The sequence below is a fragment of the Cellulosimicrobium sp. KWT-B genome (assembly GCF_002127155.1).
Lineage (GTDB): Bacteria > Actinomycetota > Actinomycetes > Actinomycetales > Cellulomonadaceae > Cellulosimicrobium > Cellulosimicrobium funkei.
Genome location: NZ_NEDO01000002.1, coordinates 459,405 through 475,852, shown reverse-complemented (window position 1 = coordinate 475,852; position 16,448 = coordinate 459,405). Strand labels below are relative to the sequence as shown.

The following is a 16,448-nucleotide window of genomic DNA, read 5'->3' as shown; positions in this document are numbered from 1 at the left end:
ACGCCCCTCTTCCCCCGGGAGCGACTCCCTGCAGCGACGGCCTCAGATCGTCGCGCGGTATCGGTCGCCCCGTGGCCCGCCGCACACGGCGGGCGGTCGAACCGTCAGACCAGCCAGGCGTTGCGCTGGACGAACGGGATCCTCTTCCACGCCTTGCCGAGCCCGAGCACGCTGCCCGCCCCGAGGAGCGTGAGAGCGATGATCGTGAGCGACATCGTGATGTGGTCGTCGATGATCGGGTTGGTCACGAGCGGGAGCTCGGCCAGGTACATGAGCAGGAGCAGGAGCGTGCCGCTCACCGCGGCGATCCGCATCCCGATGCCCAGGATCAGGGCGAGCCCGATGCCGAGCAGGCCGACCATGAAGAGCACGTCGATGAACGCGTTCCCCGCGAGGCCGCTGAAGAAGCCCGAGAACGTGCCCTCGAGGTTCGACAGGAAGCCGGTGGTCGGGCTGTTCCCGTTGATCCACGACCGCTCGGCGGGGGTGGCGAACCCGAGCCCGAACGTCTTGTCGAGGAAGGCCCAGAGGAAGTAGAACCCGATCGTGATCCGCAGGACGCCGAGCACCACCTGGGTGGGTCGCGTGGCGCGCTCCGCGAGGCTGAGGGTCTCCGGCTCGGTGCCTTCGACCGTGGGGAGCGGCGCGTTGGCGTTCCGCTCGATCGTCCCCTTCATCACTGTCCCCTCTCATCGACCCGTCCGGTGCGGTCGGGCTCCTGAGACCAAGCAAACCCCTGTGAAGGAAGGGTGGACGTCAGGCAAAAGTCGCCGGGCCCGGGGACCTAGGTCCCCGGTGCGGACGAGGGCGCGGGGATACCGGGCGCGGGCCGCTCGCGCGCGGCCCGTGCGGTCACGAGCCCGAGGCGTCCTCGAGGTCCGCGCGGAGCTCGTCGACCCGGGTGCGCAGGCTCTCGATCGCGTCGCGCACCGCGGCGTCGGCACCGGAGAGCGAGCCCGCGACGTCGCCCAGCTCGGTGGACGCGTCCTCGAGCGCGGCCTCGGCGTCGGCCAGGCGCTGCTCGGCCTGGGCGCGCGTCTCGTCCGTGGCGGACGCCGCCTCGTCCGCCGCGGCGCGGGCCTCGTCGGCGGCCTCCTGCGCGGACGCGACGGCCTCCTCGGCGCGGGTGCGCGTGTCATCCGGGAGGGTGCCCAGGTCGTCCGTGAGCGACCGGACGTCCTCGCCGATCGTCTCGACCTGCGCGCCCGCGTCGTCGAGGAACTGCTGGACCTGGTCGCCCGTCAGGGTGAATTCCGGCACGCTCACCGAGCCGTCCTCGGCGCACCCGCCCAGCGCGACGGTCGCGGCGACGGCTGCCCCGAGCGCGAGCGCGCGAGACGTTGACCTGCGGTGACGTGTCGGTGAACTCATGGGGAGATTGTCCACCGCGAACATGAGACCGGGGTGAGAGCCTCGTGGAGGCGGTGTACGGTAGGCGGACGAGGGCACTGTGGCGTGCAGCACACCGATCGTGTGCGCGCGCAGCCGTGACGTCGGGCGCGACGACGCGCACATCCGGCGTGCGGGACCGCAGGTCCGTGGCAGGGCACGAAGCACGGGAGTGAGCGGTGAGCACCACGGCGGAGCACGAGGGCGCGGACGACGCGCCCGTGACGCCCGAGCCCGCGCCCGCCGCCGCCGCGGTGGGCCCGGAGTCGTTCGGACGGCGCGCGCGGGCCGTGTCGCACGTCCTCATCTCCTCGGCGCTCGCCATCACGCTCGCCGCGGCCCTCGCCGGCAGCGCCCAGCCCCGCCCGGGTGCGTCGTTCTTCGCGCAGGAGGCGGCCACGGCGACCCAGGTCGCGGCGCTCTCGAGCACGCTCGGGGCCGGCCTCGACGAGGGCCAGCAGCTCGACGGCGCCATCGAGGTCCTCGCGACGGCCAACGCGCTCGACGACGGCCACGTCTCCCCGCCCGTCGAGCAGGCCCGCGCCGAGCTCGGCATGCTCCTGGCCACCTACCTCGCGCAGCAGGACGCGGCCCGCCGCGTCCCCGCGCCCCTCGTGCCCGACGGCGACCTCGACCTGGACGAGTCGCTCGACGGCGCGCAGGTCCCCGAGCTGCCGGAGCCGCTCGACCCGGGTACAGGCGCAGGCGCGGGCACCGACGACACCACGACGGGCACGGACGGCGAGACCGCGGACCCCGCGACCGACCGCCCGGCGCAGCAGCCGGCGACGGTCGACGCCGCCGGTGACGTAGCGACCGACGCGGTCCGCACCGCGGCGACGCCCACCGCGCCCTCGCCGAGCCCGACGAGCAGCCCGTCCCCCAGCGCGACCGACCCCTCGCCGAGCGTCACCCCGAGCCCCGGCGGCACGCCGAGCCCGGCGCCCGGCACGAGCACGCCCCTGGACCCGTCCGCCCCCGGCGGCACGGGATCCCCGGGAGGCGCCGGGTCCCCGGGCGACCGGACGCTGCCTGAGGACGAGGTGCCCGCGCCCGACGGGGTGGCACCCGGCGAGATCGACGGTTCCCAGGACCCGGCCGACGGCTCGGCTGACAGCGGTGACGGCGACCACGCCGAGGGCGACGACCACGCGCACGGCGACGTGACGCTGGAGGACGTCCTCGCCTCCGCGACGACGCTCGCCGAGCTGCTCGGCACCGACCTCGTGCCGGTCGGGGTCGTCCCGGCCGCCGGGGCGACGGCGCTCGCGGGCACCACCCTCGCGGAGCGGCTCGCCGAGGTCGTCGAGCGGTACGCGGGCTCGACGGCGCAGTACCAGAACGGCCGCATCCCGCCGGAGGCGCTGTGCGCGCTCGACTTCGCGCCGGGCAAGACCCTGCGCTGCGACGCCGCGGAGCAGCTCGAGGCGCTCGCCGCCGAGTTCGAGAAGGAGTTCGGGTACGCGCTGAAGATCACCGACGCGTACCGCCCGTACGACGAGCAGGTGCGCCTCAAGGCGGTCAAGCCCTACCTCGCGGCCGTGCCCGGCACGTCGCAGCACGGGTGGGGGCTCGCCATCGACGTGGGCGGGAACGTGCCGTCGGGGACGTCGCTCGAGTACGTCTGGCTCCGCACGCACGGTCCGGACTACGGCTGGGACAACCCCGCGTGGGCGCGGCCCAACGGGTCCAAGCCGGAGCCGTGGCACTTCGAGTTCTTCGCGGCGGGCAAGATGCCGACGCGGTACACGCCTGCCGAGAGCAGCGCGCCGTCCACGCCGCAGAAGCCGGCGACGCCGAGCGCCCCCGCGCCGAAGCCGACGACCCCGCCCGCGCCGCAGCCCCCGGCACCGACGCCCACGCCCACGCCCACGCCCACGCCGACGGAACCTCCGCCGACGAAGCCCACGGACCCGCCGCCGCCCACGACCGTCGCCGTCCCGGCGAACCTCGTCGGCAAGCAGCAGGCCGCCGTGGAGGCAGCGCTCCAGGGCGCCGGGTTGAAGGTCAGCGTCACGACGAAGGCCGACCCGGCCGCGCCCGGGACCGTGCTGTCCGTCGCGCCGGGCTCCGGCACCCAGGTCGCGCCGGGAAGCACGGTCGCGATCGTCGTCTCGTCCGGGCCGCCGCCTGAGCCCGAGCCCGAGCCGTCACCCGAGCCGACGGACCCGGCACCCGAGCCCACGGTCGCGCCGACCGAGGCCCCGACGGCCCCCGGGACGGAGCCGACCACCCCCTGAGCCGAGGGGCGTCGTCGGGCCCGGGCGGGACCGTGGCCGCGCCCGGTGCGAGGGCGCCGCCGGAAAATGCCGTGCGCCTCCCGAACCGACGGCGTAGCGTCGGGCGCGATGTGATCCTCACCCGCCCCGGCCGCTCCGTCCCGTCGAGCCCGTCGCCGTGGCCCCCGCCGCCCTCCGCGGCGTGCGCGCGCCACCCGGGCACCTGGTAGGTGATCACCCATGGCACGTCCCACCCCTGTCCTGCGCGCGTCCGACGTCCGCGTGTCCTTCGCGGGCCGCGCGGTCCTGCGCGGCGTCGACCTCGCCGTCGACCCCGGCCACCGCACGGGTCTCGTCGGCGAGAACGGCGTCGGCAAGTCCACGCTCCTGCGGGTGCTCGCGGGCACGCTCGCGCCCGACGACGGCACGGTGAGCCGGCCCGCGGACCTCGGGTTCCTGCACCAGGAGTTCCCGTACCCGCCGAAGACGACGGTCCGCGCGGTCGTCGACGACGCGCTCGTGCGCGTGCGCGGGATCGAGCGCGAGCTCGAGGAGGCGGCGCTCGCCCTCGCCGGCGACCCGGGCGGCGAACCCGCCCCCGGTGCCGAGGAGGCGTACGCGCGCGCCCTCGCGCGCGCCGAGCTCGCCGACGTCTGGGACGCCGACGCGCGGGCCGCGCGCACGCTCGCGGGTCTGGGGCTCGACGTCGACGGGGTCGCGGGCCGCGAGGTCGGGTCGCTGTCCGGGGGCCAGCGCACGCGGCTCGGCCTCGCCGCGCTGCTCGTGCGCCAGCCCGGCGCGATGCTGCTCGACGAGCCGACGAACCACCTCGACGACGACGCGGCGGAGTTCCTCGCCGCGGCGCTGCGCGCGCTCCCGGGCGCCGTGGTGCTCGCGAGCCACGACCGCGTGTTCCTCGACGAGGCGTGCACCGAGATCCTCGACCTCGACCCGGTCGCGGAGCCGCTCCGCGGCGCGGGCGGCGGGGACGCGGCACGCGGCGGGGGAGCGGGGACCCTCTACGGCGGCACGTACGGCGACTACCTCGAGGCCAAGCGCGTCGAGCGCGAGCGCTGGGAGCAGCGCTTCGAGGCGGAGCAGGCCGAGCTCGCGGAGCTGCGGCGCGGCGTCGCGGTGACGGCCCGGGACGTCGCGAAGAACCGTGAGCGCGGCAACCAGGCGAAGATCCTCTACGACTTCAAGGGCGAGCGCGTGCAGGGCCAGGTCGCGCGGCGCGTGCGCAACGCGCAGCAGCGGCTCGACGCGCTCGAGCGCGACCAGGTGCGCAAGCCGCCACCGCCCCTGCGCTTCGCCCCGCCGAGCTGGGGGACCCGCCTCGCCCCGGGCGGTGGCGACGTGGTCGCGTGGGCGCGGGGCGTCGTCGTGCACCGGCCCGGGCGCGATCAGCGAGGGGCGGCCCCGGGCGAGCGGCCGGACCGGCTCGACATGGCGGCGTCGGGCGTCCCGTCGATCGAGGTCGCCCGGGGGAGCCGGCTGCTCGTCACCGGGGCCAACGGCGCCGGGAAGTCCACGCTGCTGCACGTGCTCGCGGGCGACCTCGTGCCCGACGCCGGCACCGTGGGCCGGGTGCGCGGGGTCCGGGTGGGGCTGCTCGAGCAGGACGTGCACCTGCACGACGACGACCGCACCCCGCGCGAGCTGCTCGCCCTCGCGCAGGGCGTGGACCCGGCGGACGCGCGCGACGCTGCCGTGGACGCGCGCGGCCTCCTCGCGCCGCGCGACCTGGGCCGACGGCTCGCGGAGCTCTCCGTGGGGCAGCGCCGGCGCGTGGTGCTGGCGATGCTCGTCACGCAGGCGCCCGACGTGCTGCTCCTCGACGAGCCGACGAACCACGTGTCGCTCACGCTCGCGGGCGAGCTCATGGAGGCCGTGGAGGAGTGGCCGGGCGCGGTGGTCGTGGCGTCGCACGACCGGTGGCTGCGGCGCCGCTGGCAGGGCGACGCCGTGCACCTCGCCTGACGGCCCCCGCCGCCCGTCGGCCCGGCTGGGGGGTCGGGGCGCAGGTCGGGCGCGGGAGGTGGAGCGCGGCCTGCGGGTCCGGAAACCCGGTGGCCGTGCGCGGCGCGGCGTGCGTAGGGTCGGGCGGTGGACGACGACCGGACGGGCGCCCCGGTGCCCGACAACGCGTGGAAGCAGGTGGTCGCGTCGCTCGCCGACGCGGGACGGCTCGAGGTGCTCGCGCGCGTCGTGACCGAGGGGCCCGCGGAGGCGGTGCTGTCGGCCGACGAGCGCCGTCGGCTCGCGCCGCTCCTCGCCGCGGGCGTCGTGGTGCGCGAGGAGACGGGCTTCCTGCGGGCGGCGCCCGAGCGGTTCGCGGCCCTGCTCGCGACCGTGCCCACGCCGCGCCCCACGGGCCCCGACCGCTTCCTCACGGACGGACGCCTGCTGCGCATGCCGAAGCGGTGGCGCGACCGCGAGCTCGTCGTGCGGTACCTCGCGGCGCAGGTGCTCCCGCTGGAAGAGCCCGTCACCGAGCTCACGCTGACCAAGCGGCTCGCGGCGCGCGCCGCGGACCCCGTGTCGCTGCGGCGCGCGATGGTCGACGCGGGCCTCGTGCACCGCACGCGCGACGGCGCCGAGTACTGGCGCACCGTCGTGACGGAGTTCGACGACGTCTGACGGGCGGCGGCCCCGCTCCGGCAGCCCGTGCGTCGGGGGCGAGGGCTAGGGTCGGTTCTCATGAGCAGCGAGCGCGCCGTGGCGGCGCTGGAGGCGTCGGGCATCGACTTCACCCTCACCCGGCACGGCCGGGTGGGGTCGCTGGAGGAGGCCGCCGCCGCGCGCGGCGTGCACCCGGCGCGCGTCCTCAAGACGATCGTCGTGCGGCGTGCGGAGGACGACTACCTGTTCGTGCTCGTCCCGGGCGACCGGCAGATCTCGTGGCCCAAGCTGCGCGCGCTGCTCGGGGTGTCGCGCCTGTCCATGCCGGACAAGGAGGTCGCGCGCGACGTCACGGGGTACGAGCGCGGCACGATCACGCCGTTCGGCGCCACGCACGCGTGGCCCGTCGTGGCGGACGTGCGCGTGGTCGCCGTGCGCGGCGAGGACGAGGTGGATGTCGCGGGCGACCCCGCGACCCCGGAGGCCCCGGGCGACGGCGACCACCTCGTCTCGATCGGCGCGGGCGAGCACGGCGTGGCCGCGACGGTCGACGGGCAGGCCCTCGTGGCGGCCCTCGGGGCCCAGGTCGCCGACGTCACCGAGCCCCTGTAGCGGGTCCGGGAGCGAGCCCTGCGACGCCGCCCGGGCTGCACCTCAGCGTGGCGCTCCCGGGGCTCCGGGAGGCGCGCGCAGGCACCGGCGCGGTCCGGGTTGTGAGGGTTCGGAGGAAGGTCGCGGTCGACCGTCGCGCGGGCTGGTGTGCGCCCCGCGCCGGGTGCAGACTCTGGGGTGTTCCGGTCACGGTCGCCTGGTCCGACCCGCCGCCCGACGGTCACGGCCGGCAACCGGACGGAGCCGTGAGGCAGGCGCAGGGAACAGGCCACCACCGCCGGACGTTGTCCGGAGGGGCGGCCGACAGCAGCAGGACGACTCGAGAGAAGCGGGAACCGTGGACACAGGCAGCGCGATCGACCGGACGAGCGGGATCGTCTACGCCCCGGCGGACGGCGGCGTGGTCGTGACGATGTGGGGCGAGGTCGACGCGGCGCTGCGCGACCGCGCGAGCGAGGCGATGTCCTACGTGCTCGACACCCGCGGGCGCGTCGTGGTGGACGTCGCCGACGTCACCTTCATCGACTCCTCGGGCATCGCGTTCATCATCCAGCTCTACATGCTCGGCGAGGAGGACGGCCGCGAGGTCGTGCTCCGGGACCCGTCGCCGAGCATCGTCGAGCTGCTCGACATGATCGGCATGGGCGGGCGCATCCCCGTCGAGCGCAGCGGCGCCTCGACGGGCCCGATCGAGGTCGTCGGCGCCGTCTGACACCCGCGCGCCCGCCGCCGCCCCGGGTCCCCGGGGCTGTGGGAACCGGCCGGTACGGTGCGGGCATGCGCATCCTGCACACCTCCGACTGGCACCTCGGGCGCACCTTGCACGGGGTCGACCTGCTGGAGCACCAGGCCGCGCACCTCGACCACCTCGTCGAGCTGACCCGCTCCGAGGCGGTCGACGCGGTCGTCGTCGCGGGCGACGTCTACGACCGCGCGATCCCGCCGGTCGACGCCGTCTCCCTCCTCTCGGACGCGGTGACGCGGCTCGCCGAGCACGCGCACGTCGTCGTCACGCCGGGCAACCACGACTCCGCCGTCCGGCTGGGGTTCGGCGACCGCCTCCTGCGCCCGGGCGTCCACGTGCGGGCGCGCCTGGCCGACGTCGGTGCGCCCGTCGTCCTGGGCCCGCGCCCCGGTTCGACAGACGGTGACGACTCCCCGCTGCTCGTCTACGCGCTCCCGTACCTGGACCCGGACACGGCCCGCCACGTCCTCGCGGACGCCGCGGACGCGCCGGACGCCGACGCTCCGGGCGTCGAAGGTGTGGGCGGCGACCCGGTGAGGCAGCGGCCGCTCGCGCGGTCCCACGAGGCCGTCATGGGGGCGGCCCTGCGCCGGGTGGGCGCCGACCTCGCGCGGCGCCGCGCCGCGGACCCACGGGTGCGGGCGGTCGTCGTGGGGCACGCGTTCGTCGTGGGTGGCCTGGCATCGGACTCCGAGCGCGACATCCGCGTGGGCGGCGTGGACGCCGTCCCGGCCGCCGCGTTCGCGGGCCGCGGGGTGGACTACGTGGCGCTCGGCCACCTCCATGGGCCGCAGCGCGTCACCGTCCCGGAGGTCGGCGGCGGAGAGCCCGGGGGCGGCGTGGCGACCGTCGCTCGCTACTCGGGCTCGCCCCTCGCGTTCTCCTTCTCGGAGCTGCACCAGCGCAAGTCCACCGCGCTCGTCGACGTCGACCGGCTCCGCACGGACGCGGACGCGGCGGTCGAGCTCGTCCCCGCTCCCGTGCCGCGCCGCCTCGCGGAGGTGACCGGCTCGCTCGACGAGCTGCTCGGGGAGGCGGGCGAGCCGCACGTCGACGACTGGCTGCGCGTCGTCGTGACGGACCCGGTCCGGCCCGCCGAGCTGTACGCCCGCGTCCGGTCCCGGTTCCCGCACGCGCTCCAGGTGACGCACCGCCCGCCGCGCGTCGCCGAGCGGGAGGTCGTGACCGCCGTCGGGCCGGGACGCGACCCGCTGGACGTCGCGCGCGACTTCGTCGAGCACGTCTCCGGCCACGCCCCCAGCGAGGCCGAGGTCGTCGTGCTGCGCGAGGCGTTCGAGCTCGCGCTCGCCGAGGAGCTCAGCGCCTGATGCACCTGCACTCCTTGACCTTCCAGGCGATCGGCCCGTTCGCGGGCCGCCACCACGTCGACCTCGCGGCGCTCGGCGCGTCCGGTATCTACCTCCTCGAGGGGCCGACGGGCGCCGGCAAGTCCACGATCATCGACGCGATCGTGTTCGCGCTCTACGGCAAGGTCGCCTCCGACGCCGCGAGCGACGACCGTCTCCGTTCGGCGTTCGCGGGACCGGACGTCGAGTCGTACGTCGACCTCGTGCTGGAGGTCCCGGCGGGAGTCTTCCGCGTCCGGCGCACGCCCGAGTACCGCCGGCCCAAGAAGCGCGGCACCGGCACCACGACCCAGCAGGCCTCGGTGCGGCTCTGGCGGCTCGCCGAGGTGCCGCCCACCGACGCGCCGGACGCGGTCGAGGACGCCGCGGGCGAGCTGCTGTCCGCACGGCTCGACGAGGCGGGCGACGAGATTCGCCGGCTCGTGGGCCTCGACCGACGCCAGCTCGTGCAGACGGTCGTGCTGCCGCAGGGCGAGTTCGCGACGTTCCTGCGTGCGAAGCCCGAGGACCGGGCCGTGCTGCTCCAGAAGGTCTTCGGCACGGAGCTCTACCACCGCGCCGCGGCGCGCCTGGCGGAGCTCGCACGCGCGGCGCGCTCGCGCACGGACGCCGCGCGGCAGGGCGTCGTGGGCGCGGCGGAGCGGTTCGCGGGGGCTGCCGGGCTCGGGCCCGACGACGCGCGGTGGCTGCGCGAGGCGGCGCACGACGACGACCGGCTGCGGCGGGCCGACGACGACGCCCCGGCCGCTGCGGAGGCGGCGCCGGGCGTCCACGCGCTCGCCGTCGCGCACGTCGCGCGCCTCGACACCGAGGCCACGTCGCTGGCCGAGCGTGCGGCGGGGGCCGACGCGACGCTCATCGTCGCGCGTGAGCGGTTCGAGCACGAGCGCGCTCGGCACGACGCGCTGGAGCGGCGAGCCCGGCTGCGGGCCGACGCGGCACGCCTCGACGAGGAGGAGGCGGCGGTGGCCGAGTGCCGCCGTCGGGCGGACGCGGCGGCACGTGCCGCGGTCGTCGCCCCGGCCGCCCAGGGCCTCGCGCGCGCCGAGCAGACCCTGCACGCCGCGCTCGACCGGCTCGCGCTCGCGCGCACCGGGGCGCCCGCCGCCCTCGCCGACGCCGACCCGACGACGCTCGAAGCCCTGCGTGCCGACGTCGCGACGGCGGCCGTCCGCGTGGCGCGGCTCGTCCCGGTGGGGGCGTCGCTGCCCGCGCGCGACCGCGAGCTCGCCGACGGGCGAAAGGAGATCGCGCAGGCGACGGAGGAGCGCGGTCGCGTGCTGGCCGAGCTCGACGCGCGTCCGGCGCGCCGCGACGCCGTGCGCGTGCGGGTCGCGTCCCTCGCCGAGGCCGCGGGCGCGCTCGGGGTGCTCCGCGAGCGCGCGGACCGCGCCCGGGCGGTCGAGGAGGCGGCGCGCCAGGCGGCGGCGCTCGCGACCGAGGCGGCCGAGGCGCACGCCGAGCGGGCGCGGGCCGCGGCCCGGGCGCACGAGGCGGTGGAGCACGAGGCCCGGCTTCGGGCCGCGCGCATCGCGGGTCTGGCCGGGGAGCTGGCCGCGGGCCTCGCCGTCGGCGAGCCGTGCCCGGTGTGCGGCGGGGACGAGCACCCGCACCCGGCGCCGCTCGCCGAGGACCACCCGACGGTCGAGGACGTCGAGCGCGCCGAGCGGCAGCGCGCGGACGCCGAGCGCCTGCTGCACGACGTCTCGGCTCGGGCGCAGGTGCTCTCCGAGCGGTGCGAGGCCCGTCGTCGGGACGCCGACGGGCTGACCCCGCAGGAGGCCGGGCAGCGGGTCGCGGACGCGGAGGAGCTGGTGGCCGCCGCGCGCGCCGCGGAGCGCGAGCGCGCCGAGGCCGAGCGCGAGCTCGAGGAGCTGGACGCGGAGACGCGTGCGCTCGAGGCTCGGGCGGCCGGGCTCGCCGAAGCGGTCGCGGGCACGACCGCGCGGCTCGAGGAGATCGAGGCGGCCCTCGCGCGCGACCGCGCGGAGATCCGCGCCGAGCTCGACGCGGCGGGCCCGCTCGTGGAGCTCGTGGACCTGCCCGACCCGCTCGCCGACCAGGGTGGCGCGCGCAACCCCGTCGCCGTCCTCGCGGCCGCGCTGGAGGGCCGGGTGCGCACGATCGACGCGCTCGCGGACGCGGGCAGCGCCGTCGCCGCGGCGCAGCGGGCGTGCGAGGAGCGTGCGGCCGACGTCGCCGCGCTCGTCGCACGGTCCGGTTTCGCGGACGCGGCCGAGGCGCTCGCCGCGGTGCTCGACGACGCCGAGCGGCACGCGCTCTCTCAGCGCGTCGCGGAGCACGACGCCGCGCGGACCGCGACGGCGACCGGCCTCGCGGACCCGGCGCTCGCCGACCTGCCCGAGGACGCACGGGCCGACGTCGCGGGCGCCCGCGCCGCCGTCGCCGAGGCAGAGGCCGTGGCCGGAGCCGCGGCGCGGCAGCACGAGCTCGTCGCCCGCCGGGCCGAGGAGGCCCGGACGGCGGCCGAGTCCGTCGGGGCGGCGGTCGACGGCTGGACCGCGGCGCGGGACGCGGCGGGACCGGTCGTGCGCATGGCGGCGCTCGCGTCGGGCACGGGCGACAACGCGCACGCGCTCTCGCTCGCGACGTTCGTGCTCGTGCAGCGGTTCGAGGACGTGGTCGCGGCTGCGAACGAGCGCCTCGCCGAGATGTCGTCCGGGCGGTACGAGCTCGTGCGCAGCGCGACGCGCGAGGACGTGCGGGCGCACAAGCGCGGCCTCGCGATGAAGGTGCTCGACCACGTGACCGAGCGCGAGCGCGACCCGCGCACGCTGTCCGGCGGGGAGACGTTCTACGTGTCGCTGTGCCTCGCCCTCGGGCTCGCGGACGTCGTCACGGCCGAGGCGGGCGGCATCGAGCTCGGGACGCTGTTCGTCGACGAGGGCTTCGGCAGCCTCGACCCCGAGACGCTGGAGGCCGTCCTGGCAGCGCTCGGCCGGCTCCGCGCGGGCGGGCGCGTCGTGGGCGTCGTCTCCCACGTCGAGGCGCTCAAGCAGTCCGTCGCGGAGCGCGTCGAGGTCCGCCGCCTCCCCGGCGGCGGCAGCACGCTCACCGTGCGGGCCTGACCGGGGCTGCGCCGTCCGTCAGGACCGAGGGCGCGGCGCTGGCGTCGGCGCGCACACGCGGTCGACGAGCTCGGTCACGGCCGCCCGCACCGGTCCCGGCGGCGCGCCCGCGTCGAGCGCGAGGGCGGCGCGGTCGAACGCCGCGGACAGCAGGAGCGTCAGCGCGTCGAGACGTTCCTCGTCCGCGAGGTCTCGTGCGACGTCGTCGCCCGCGCCGGAGCCGTGGCTCGCGCTGCCCCCGCCGGGCTGGGCGCCGAGCGCCGCGCCGAGCCCTTCCCTCAGGGTGCGGCGCGCGTGGCGGGCGTCGAGCGCGTCGGCCTCTGCGGGCCCGAGCACGGCGGGTGCGTCGACGAGGAGGAGCCGCGTCCGTCCGGGTTCACCCATCGCGTCGAGGTAGGCGCGCGCACCCTCCACGAGCATCGCGCGGGCGTCCGGGGCGTCCGGGGCGTCCGGGGCGTCCGGGGCGTCCGGGGCGTCGGAGGCTGCGGGTCGTTCCGGGGCTGCCGCGCCGGGATCCGCGGCGGTGCGCTCCTCGATCTCGCGCGCGACCGCCTCCGCCTCGGCCTCGGCGACAGCGCGGAAGAGGTCCTGCTTGTCGGCGTAGTGGTGGTACAGCGCGCCGCGCGTGACGTGCGCGGCGGCGGCGATCTGGGGCGTCGACGTCACGGCGTACCCGGCGCGGACGAAGAGGTCGCGCGCGGCCGCGACCAGGGCAGCGCGGGTCGCGTGGGTGCGTTCGGCGTTGGTCCGGCGGCGCTCTTGCATACCGACAGACTGTAGGCCATCCTCGATACATACAGCCTGTATGTTTCTGCGACCGCCCGGTCGCCGACGACGAGGAGAAGACCGTGCGCATCACGAGCTGGTACCCGGTGCTCATGACCGGCGACGTGGCGGGGACCGTCGCGTTCTACCGCGACCACCTGGACTTCCGGCCGCTCTTCACGAGCGACTGGTACGTCCACCTCCAGTCCGCGCACGACGCGTCGGTGAACCTCGCCGTGCTCGACGGCGACCACGAGACGATCCCGGAGAGCGGCCGGGGTCGCGCAGGCGGGCTCCTGCTCAACCTCGAGGTCGAGGACGTCGATGCCGTGCACGCGCGTCTCGTCGCCGCGGGACTGCCGATCCTGCGCTCGCTGCGCGACGAGGCGTTCGGGCAGCGGCACTTCATCACGGCCGACCCGAACGGGGTGCTCCTGGACGTCATCACGCCCATCCCGCCGACGGGGGAGTTCGTCGAGCGGTACGAGGAGTCCGCCCGCCCGACGGCGTAGCCGGCGCCTAGGTCCCCGAGGTTGCTGCAGGCTCCGGGCTCCGGGCTCACGGTTCGGGGCTGGGGCTCAGGACCCCAGGCGCGGGGTGCAGGGCTGCTGCTCACGGCTCGGCCGGACGAGGCGTGGCCGGGCGCACCACCACGGAGGTCGTGACATCACCCCAGGAGTCGGGATGTCACGAACCGGCCCCGTGTCCGTCTCTCTTCGAGGAGCAGTGCGACGGCCCGCCGTCGTCGCGTCCTCTCCCGGGAACGGCCGCGTCCGGCGGCGTCGTCCGGGAGCCGTCGAAGGAGAGCAGCAATGTCAGCAGCATCGTCCCCGCTCGAGCGCGAGCTGCGGCGCATGGAGGTCATCGCGCGCCGGGAGCAGCTCCGTCTCGTCGGCCGCGTCGCCCCGCGCGTGGCGGAGCGCCGCCGCTGGGCCGACGCACCGCGCCGCCAGTCCCCGGCCACCGCCGCCCGCTAGCGTCGGTCGGGACGCGCGGCCCGGAGCGTCCGGCGGCTCCTCACCGTGAGCCGTGAGCCGTGAGCCGCAGGCCGTGGGCCGTGGGTCCGGCGACCGCGCCCCGGTACGGTCCGGCGGCTCGCTACCGTCCACCGTGGGCCGGGCGACCGCAGCCCGGAAACGTCCGGCGGCTCGCCACCGTGCGCGGTCGCGAGCGCGCGCACGTCAGGCCGGTGCGCCGAGGCCCGCGAGCTCACGGGCCCGGAGCAACACGTCGTCGAGCATCTGCGGGGTGAGCCGGCCGGTGAACGTGTTCTGCTGGCTCACGTGGAAGCACCCCAGCAGGGTGAGGGTCTGCTCCGGGGGCGGGGGGCCGCCGTCGGGCACGACGCCGGGGAGCGACGCCCCCGGGGTGGGGCGAGGGGCGGCCCGGCGCAGCGTCACCTCCGCACCGTGCGCGAACCGGGGTCGCGGACGCGGTACGGCCCAGCCCTGCTCGGCGAGCGTCGAGAGCAGCGCCTGCCACCCGAACCCGCCGAGGACGACGGCGACGCGCACCGTCGCGCCCAGCAGCTCGACCTCGCGCGCGAGGTATGGGCCGCAGCGGCGGCGTTCCTCCGGCGTCGGCTTGTTGTCCGGGGGCGCGCACCGCACCGGCGCGGTGACGCGGATCCCGGTGAGGCGGAGGCCGTCGTCGGCGGAGACCGACGTCGCCTGGTTGGCCAGGCCCGTGCGGTGCATGGCGGCGAAGAGGAAGTCGCCGCTGCGGTCGCCCGTGAACATGCGTCCCGTGCGGTTGGCCCCGTGCGCGGCGGGCGCGAGCCCGACGACGACGATCCCCGCCTGCTCGTCACCGAACCCGGGGACGGGGCGGGCCCAGTAGTCGTCGTCGCGGAACGATGCCCGCTTGACGTCGGCGACGTGCTCGCGCCAGGCCACGAGTCGCGGGCACGCCCGGCACTCGGCGAGGTGGGCGTCCAGCGCCGCGAGCGTCGGCGCCGTCCGGGCCGCGAGCGGGTAGTCGGGGTCGTCGGGCGTCACCCGCCCATCCTGCCCGGACCCCCACCCGCCCGCGCCTCGTCCGCCGAGCACGGGATCGGCGACCGAAATCGGCGAGATCCGGTCGCCGACCCCGTGCTCAGCGGGCGGCAGGGCCGTGGTCGGCCGTCAGGCCCGCCGGTTCGTCGGCGCCGTCGCGCCGGCGAGCGCCGCGGCGTCGTGGGGGGCGTCGGCAGCCGAGACGGCGCCGTCGTGGGGCGCGTCGGCGGACGGGAGGGTAGCCCCGACGGGAGCGTCCGGGAGGTCCGTGGCCGGGGCGGGGACAGCGACGGCGGGGTCGGGAGCCCCGAGGGAGCCCGCGGCGTCGGCCGGGAGCGGTGCGCCGAACGTGTGCCGCAGTCCGAGGAGCACGGCGCCCGCGACCACGACGACGCCGAACATCACCGCGGCCATGGTCACCGGCGGTGACCCGCCGAGCAGGCCGGTCACCGGCGCGACGACCGCCCCGACGCCGAACTGGAACGCGCCGATGAGGGCCGCGGCGCTGCCGGCGCGGTGCGCGTTGCGCTCGAGCGCGATGGCCGGGACGGACGGCATGACGAAGCCCGCGGTGCCGAGCGTGAGCACGATGAGCGGGACGAGCCACGCGAGCCCGCCACCGGCGATCGCGGCGACGAGGAGCCCGCCCGAGAGGACGAACCCGGCCGCGACCGCACCCTGGAGGATGCGCTCGGGCGTGACGCGCCCGACGAGCGCGCCGTTGATCTGGCTGCCCGCCGTCACGGACACCGCGCCCACGCCGAAGACGATCGCGTACTGCTGCGCGGACATCCCGTAGAAGTCCTGGAACACGAACGTCGACGCGGAGATGTAGGTGAACATCGCGGCCATGTAGAAGCCGGCGATGAGCGCGAGGCCGATGAACGACCAGTCCCCGAGGAGCGAGCCGTACGAGCGCAGGGCCGCGATCGTCCCGCCGCTGCGGCGGCGTTCGACGGGCAGCGTCTCGCGCAGCCGCAGGAGCACGAGCACGAAGAGCACGGCCCCCACGACGGCGAGCGCGACGAACATGCCGCGCCACGACCCGAGGCGCAGGAACTGCGCGCCGATGGTCGGCGCTAGGATGGGCGCGACGCCCACGACGAGCATGAGCCGCGCGATGACCTTGCCGATCTGGTAGCCCTCGAACGAGTCGCGCACGATCGCCATGGACAGCACCATCCCGGCGGCCGCGGAGAGGCCCTGCACGAACCGCAGCCCCGTGAGCGCGGCGACCGAGCCGGCGAAGACGATCCCGACGGACGCCGCCACGTACACCGCGAGGGACACCAGCAGGGGAGCGCGGCGGCCGACCGCGTCCGAGACCGACCCGATGAGGAGCTGGCCGAGGGCGAGGCCCGCGAGGGTCGCGGTGAGGGTGAGCTGGACGCGGGACTCGGTCGTGCCGAGCTCGTCCACGATGCGCGGGAACGCGGAGAGGTAGAGGTCGATCGTCAGCGGCCCGACGGCGGTGAGCGCGGAGAGCAGCAGGACGAGACCGGCGCTGATGCGCCCGGTGCGGGCCGCGGGGCTCGGCGAGGGTGCGGTGCCCGGGCGGGCGGCGACGGGCGCGGTCGGCGCCGGGGTCGCGGGTGGGGTGGAGGCCATGACAGCGGCAACCACCGGTGGTGCGCCGCGTGTTCCCG

The 16,448-nt window shown here is 76.8% G+C and carries 14 protein-coding genes; 9 read left to right on the top strand and 5 right to left on the bottom strand.

Going from position 1 to position 16,448, the window contains the following annotated elements; all coding sequences use genetic code 11:
- Positions 1-104: 104 nt before the first annotated feature.
- Entirely contained in the window at positions 105-677 is a 573-nt protein-coding gene (locus B9L22_RS08280; RefSeq protein ID WP_076404297.1) for a hypothetical protein, read from the bottom strand.
- A 175-nt stretch (positions 678-852) separates the two neighbouring features.
- Complete coding sequence (locus B9L22_RS19665; protein ID WP_158097174.1) at positions 853-1,371, bottom strand: hypothetical protein; 519 nt, start codon at positions 1,369-1,371, stop codon at positions 853-855.
- Positions 1,372-1,568: 197 nt separating this feature from the next.
- On the opposite strand from B9L22_RS19665, the gene B9L22_RS08270 reads away from it, so the two are divergent.
- The 7 genes from B9L22_RS08270 (at position 1,569) to B9L22_RS08240 (ending at position 12,043) form a co-directional block, all read left to right on the top strand.
- Positions 1,569-3,629 carry a D-alanyl-D-alanine carboxypeptidase family protein gene (locus tag B9L22_RS08270; protein ID WP_086149967.1) on the top strand — a complete coding sequence of 687 codons (2,061 nt, stop codon included), beginning with the start codon at positions 1,569-1,571 and terminating at the stop codon, positions 3,627-3,629.
- 219 nt (positions 3,630-3,848) lie between these two features.
- Positions 3,849-5,588: an ABC-F family ATP-binding cassette domain-containing protein gene (locus B9L22_RS08265; RefSeq protein ID WP_086149966.1), complete on the top strand. Its 1,740-nt coding sequence runs from the start codon at positions 3,849-3,851 to the stop codon at positions 5,586-5,588.
- A 126-nt stretch (positions 5,589-5,714) separates the two neighbouring features.
- Positions 5,715-6,248 (top strand): DUF2087 domain-containing protein, encoded by a 534-nt coding sequence (locus tag B9L22_RS20470; protein WP_232422939.1) that lies wholly within the window; start codon positions 5,715-5,717, stop codon positions 6,246-6,248.
- A 60-nt stretch (positions 6,249-6,308) separates the two neighbouring features.
- Positions 6,309-6,842, top strand: a complete 534-nt coding sequence (locus B9L22_RS08255) for an aminoacyl-tRNA deacylase (RefSeq protein ID WP_061267922.1) — start codon at positions 6,309-6,311, stop codon at positions 6,840-6,842.
- A gap of 337 nt (positions 6,843-7,179) precedes the next feature.
- On the top strand, positions 7,180-7,554 hold the full coding sequence (locus tag B9L22_RS08250; RefSeq protein ID WP_021483854.1) for an STAS domain-containing protein: 375 nt from the start codon (positions 7,180-7,182) through the stop codon (positions 7,552-7,554).
- Positions 7,555-7,619: 65 nt separating this feature from the next.
- Positions 7,620-8,915: an exonuclease SbcCD subunit D gene (locus B9L22_RS08245; RefSeq protein ID WP_086149965.1), complete on the top strand. Its 1,296-nt coding sequence runs from the start codon at positions 7,620-7,622 to the stop codon at positions 8,913-8,915.
- A complete protein-coding gene (locus B9L22_RS08240) occupies positions 8,915-12,043 on the top strand; it encodes an AAA family ATPase (protein ID WP_086149964.1) in 3,129 nt (1,042 codons plus the stop codon). The genes B9L22_RS08245 and B9L22_RS08240 overlap by 1 nt, the downstream gene beginning before the upstream one ends.
- An 18-nt stretch (positions 12,044-12,061) precedes the next feature.
- Here the strand turns inward: B9L22_RS08240 and B9L22_RS08235 are convergent, their stop codons facing one another.
- Entirely contained in the window at positions 12,062-12,808 is a 747-nt protein-coding gene (locus B9L22_RS08235) for a TetR/AcrR family transcriptional regulator (RefSeq protein WP_086149963.1), read from the bottom strand.
- An 83-nt stretch (positions 12,809-12,891) separates the two neighbouring features.
- Between B9L22_RS08235 and B9L22_RS08230 the strand changes: the two genes are divergently transcribed.
- Positions 12,892-13,320: a VOC family protein gene (locus tag B9L22_RS08230; RefSeq protein ID WP_086149962.1), complete on the top strand. Its 429-nt coding sequence runs from the start codon at positions 12,892-12,894 to the stop codon at positions 13,318-13,320.
- A gap of 300 nt (positions 13,321-13,620) precedes the next feature.
- Positions 13,621-13,785, top strand: a complete 165-nt coding sequence (locus B9L22_RS19975) for a hypothetical protein (RefSeq protein ID WP_157446563.1) — start codon at positions 13,621-13,623, stop codon at positions 13,783-13,785.
- A gap of 204 nt (positions 13,786-13,989) precedes the next feature.
- Here B9L22_RS19975 and B9L22_RS08225 read toward each other — a convergent pair whose 3' ends face one another.
- Positions 13,990-14,805: a uracil-DNA glycosylase gene (locus tag B9L22_RS08225; protein ID WP_086149961.1), complete on the bottom strand. Its 816-nt coding sequence runs from the start codon at positions 14,803-14,805 to the stop codon at positions 13,990-13,992.
- 126 nt (positions 14,806-14,931) lie between these two features.
- Entirely contained in the window at positions 14,932-16,410 is a 1,479-nt protein-coding gene (locus tag B9L22_RS08220; RefSeq protein WP_086149960.1) for a multidrug effflux MFS transporter, read from the bottom strand.
- Positions 16,411-16,448: the final 38 nt, after the last annotated feature.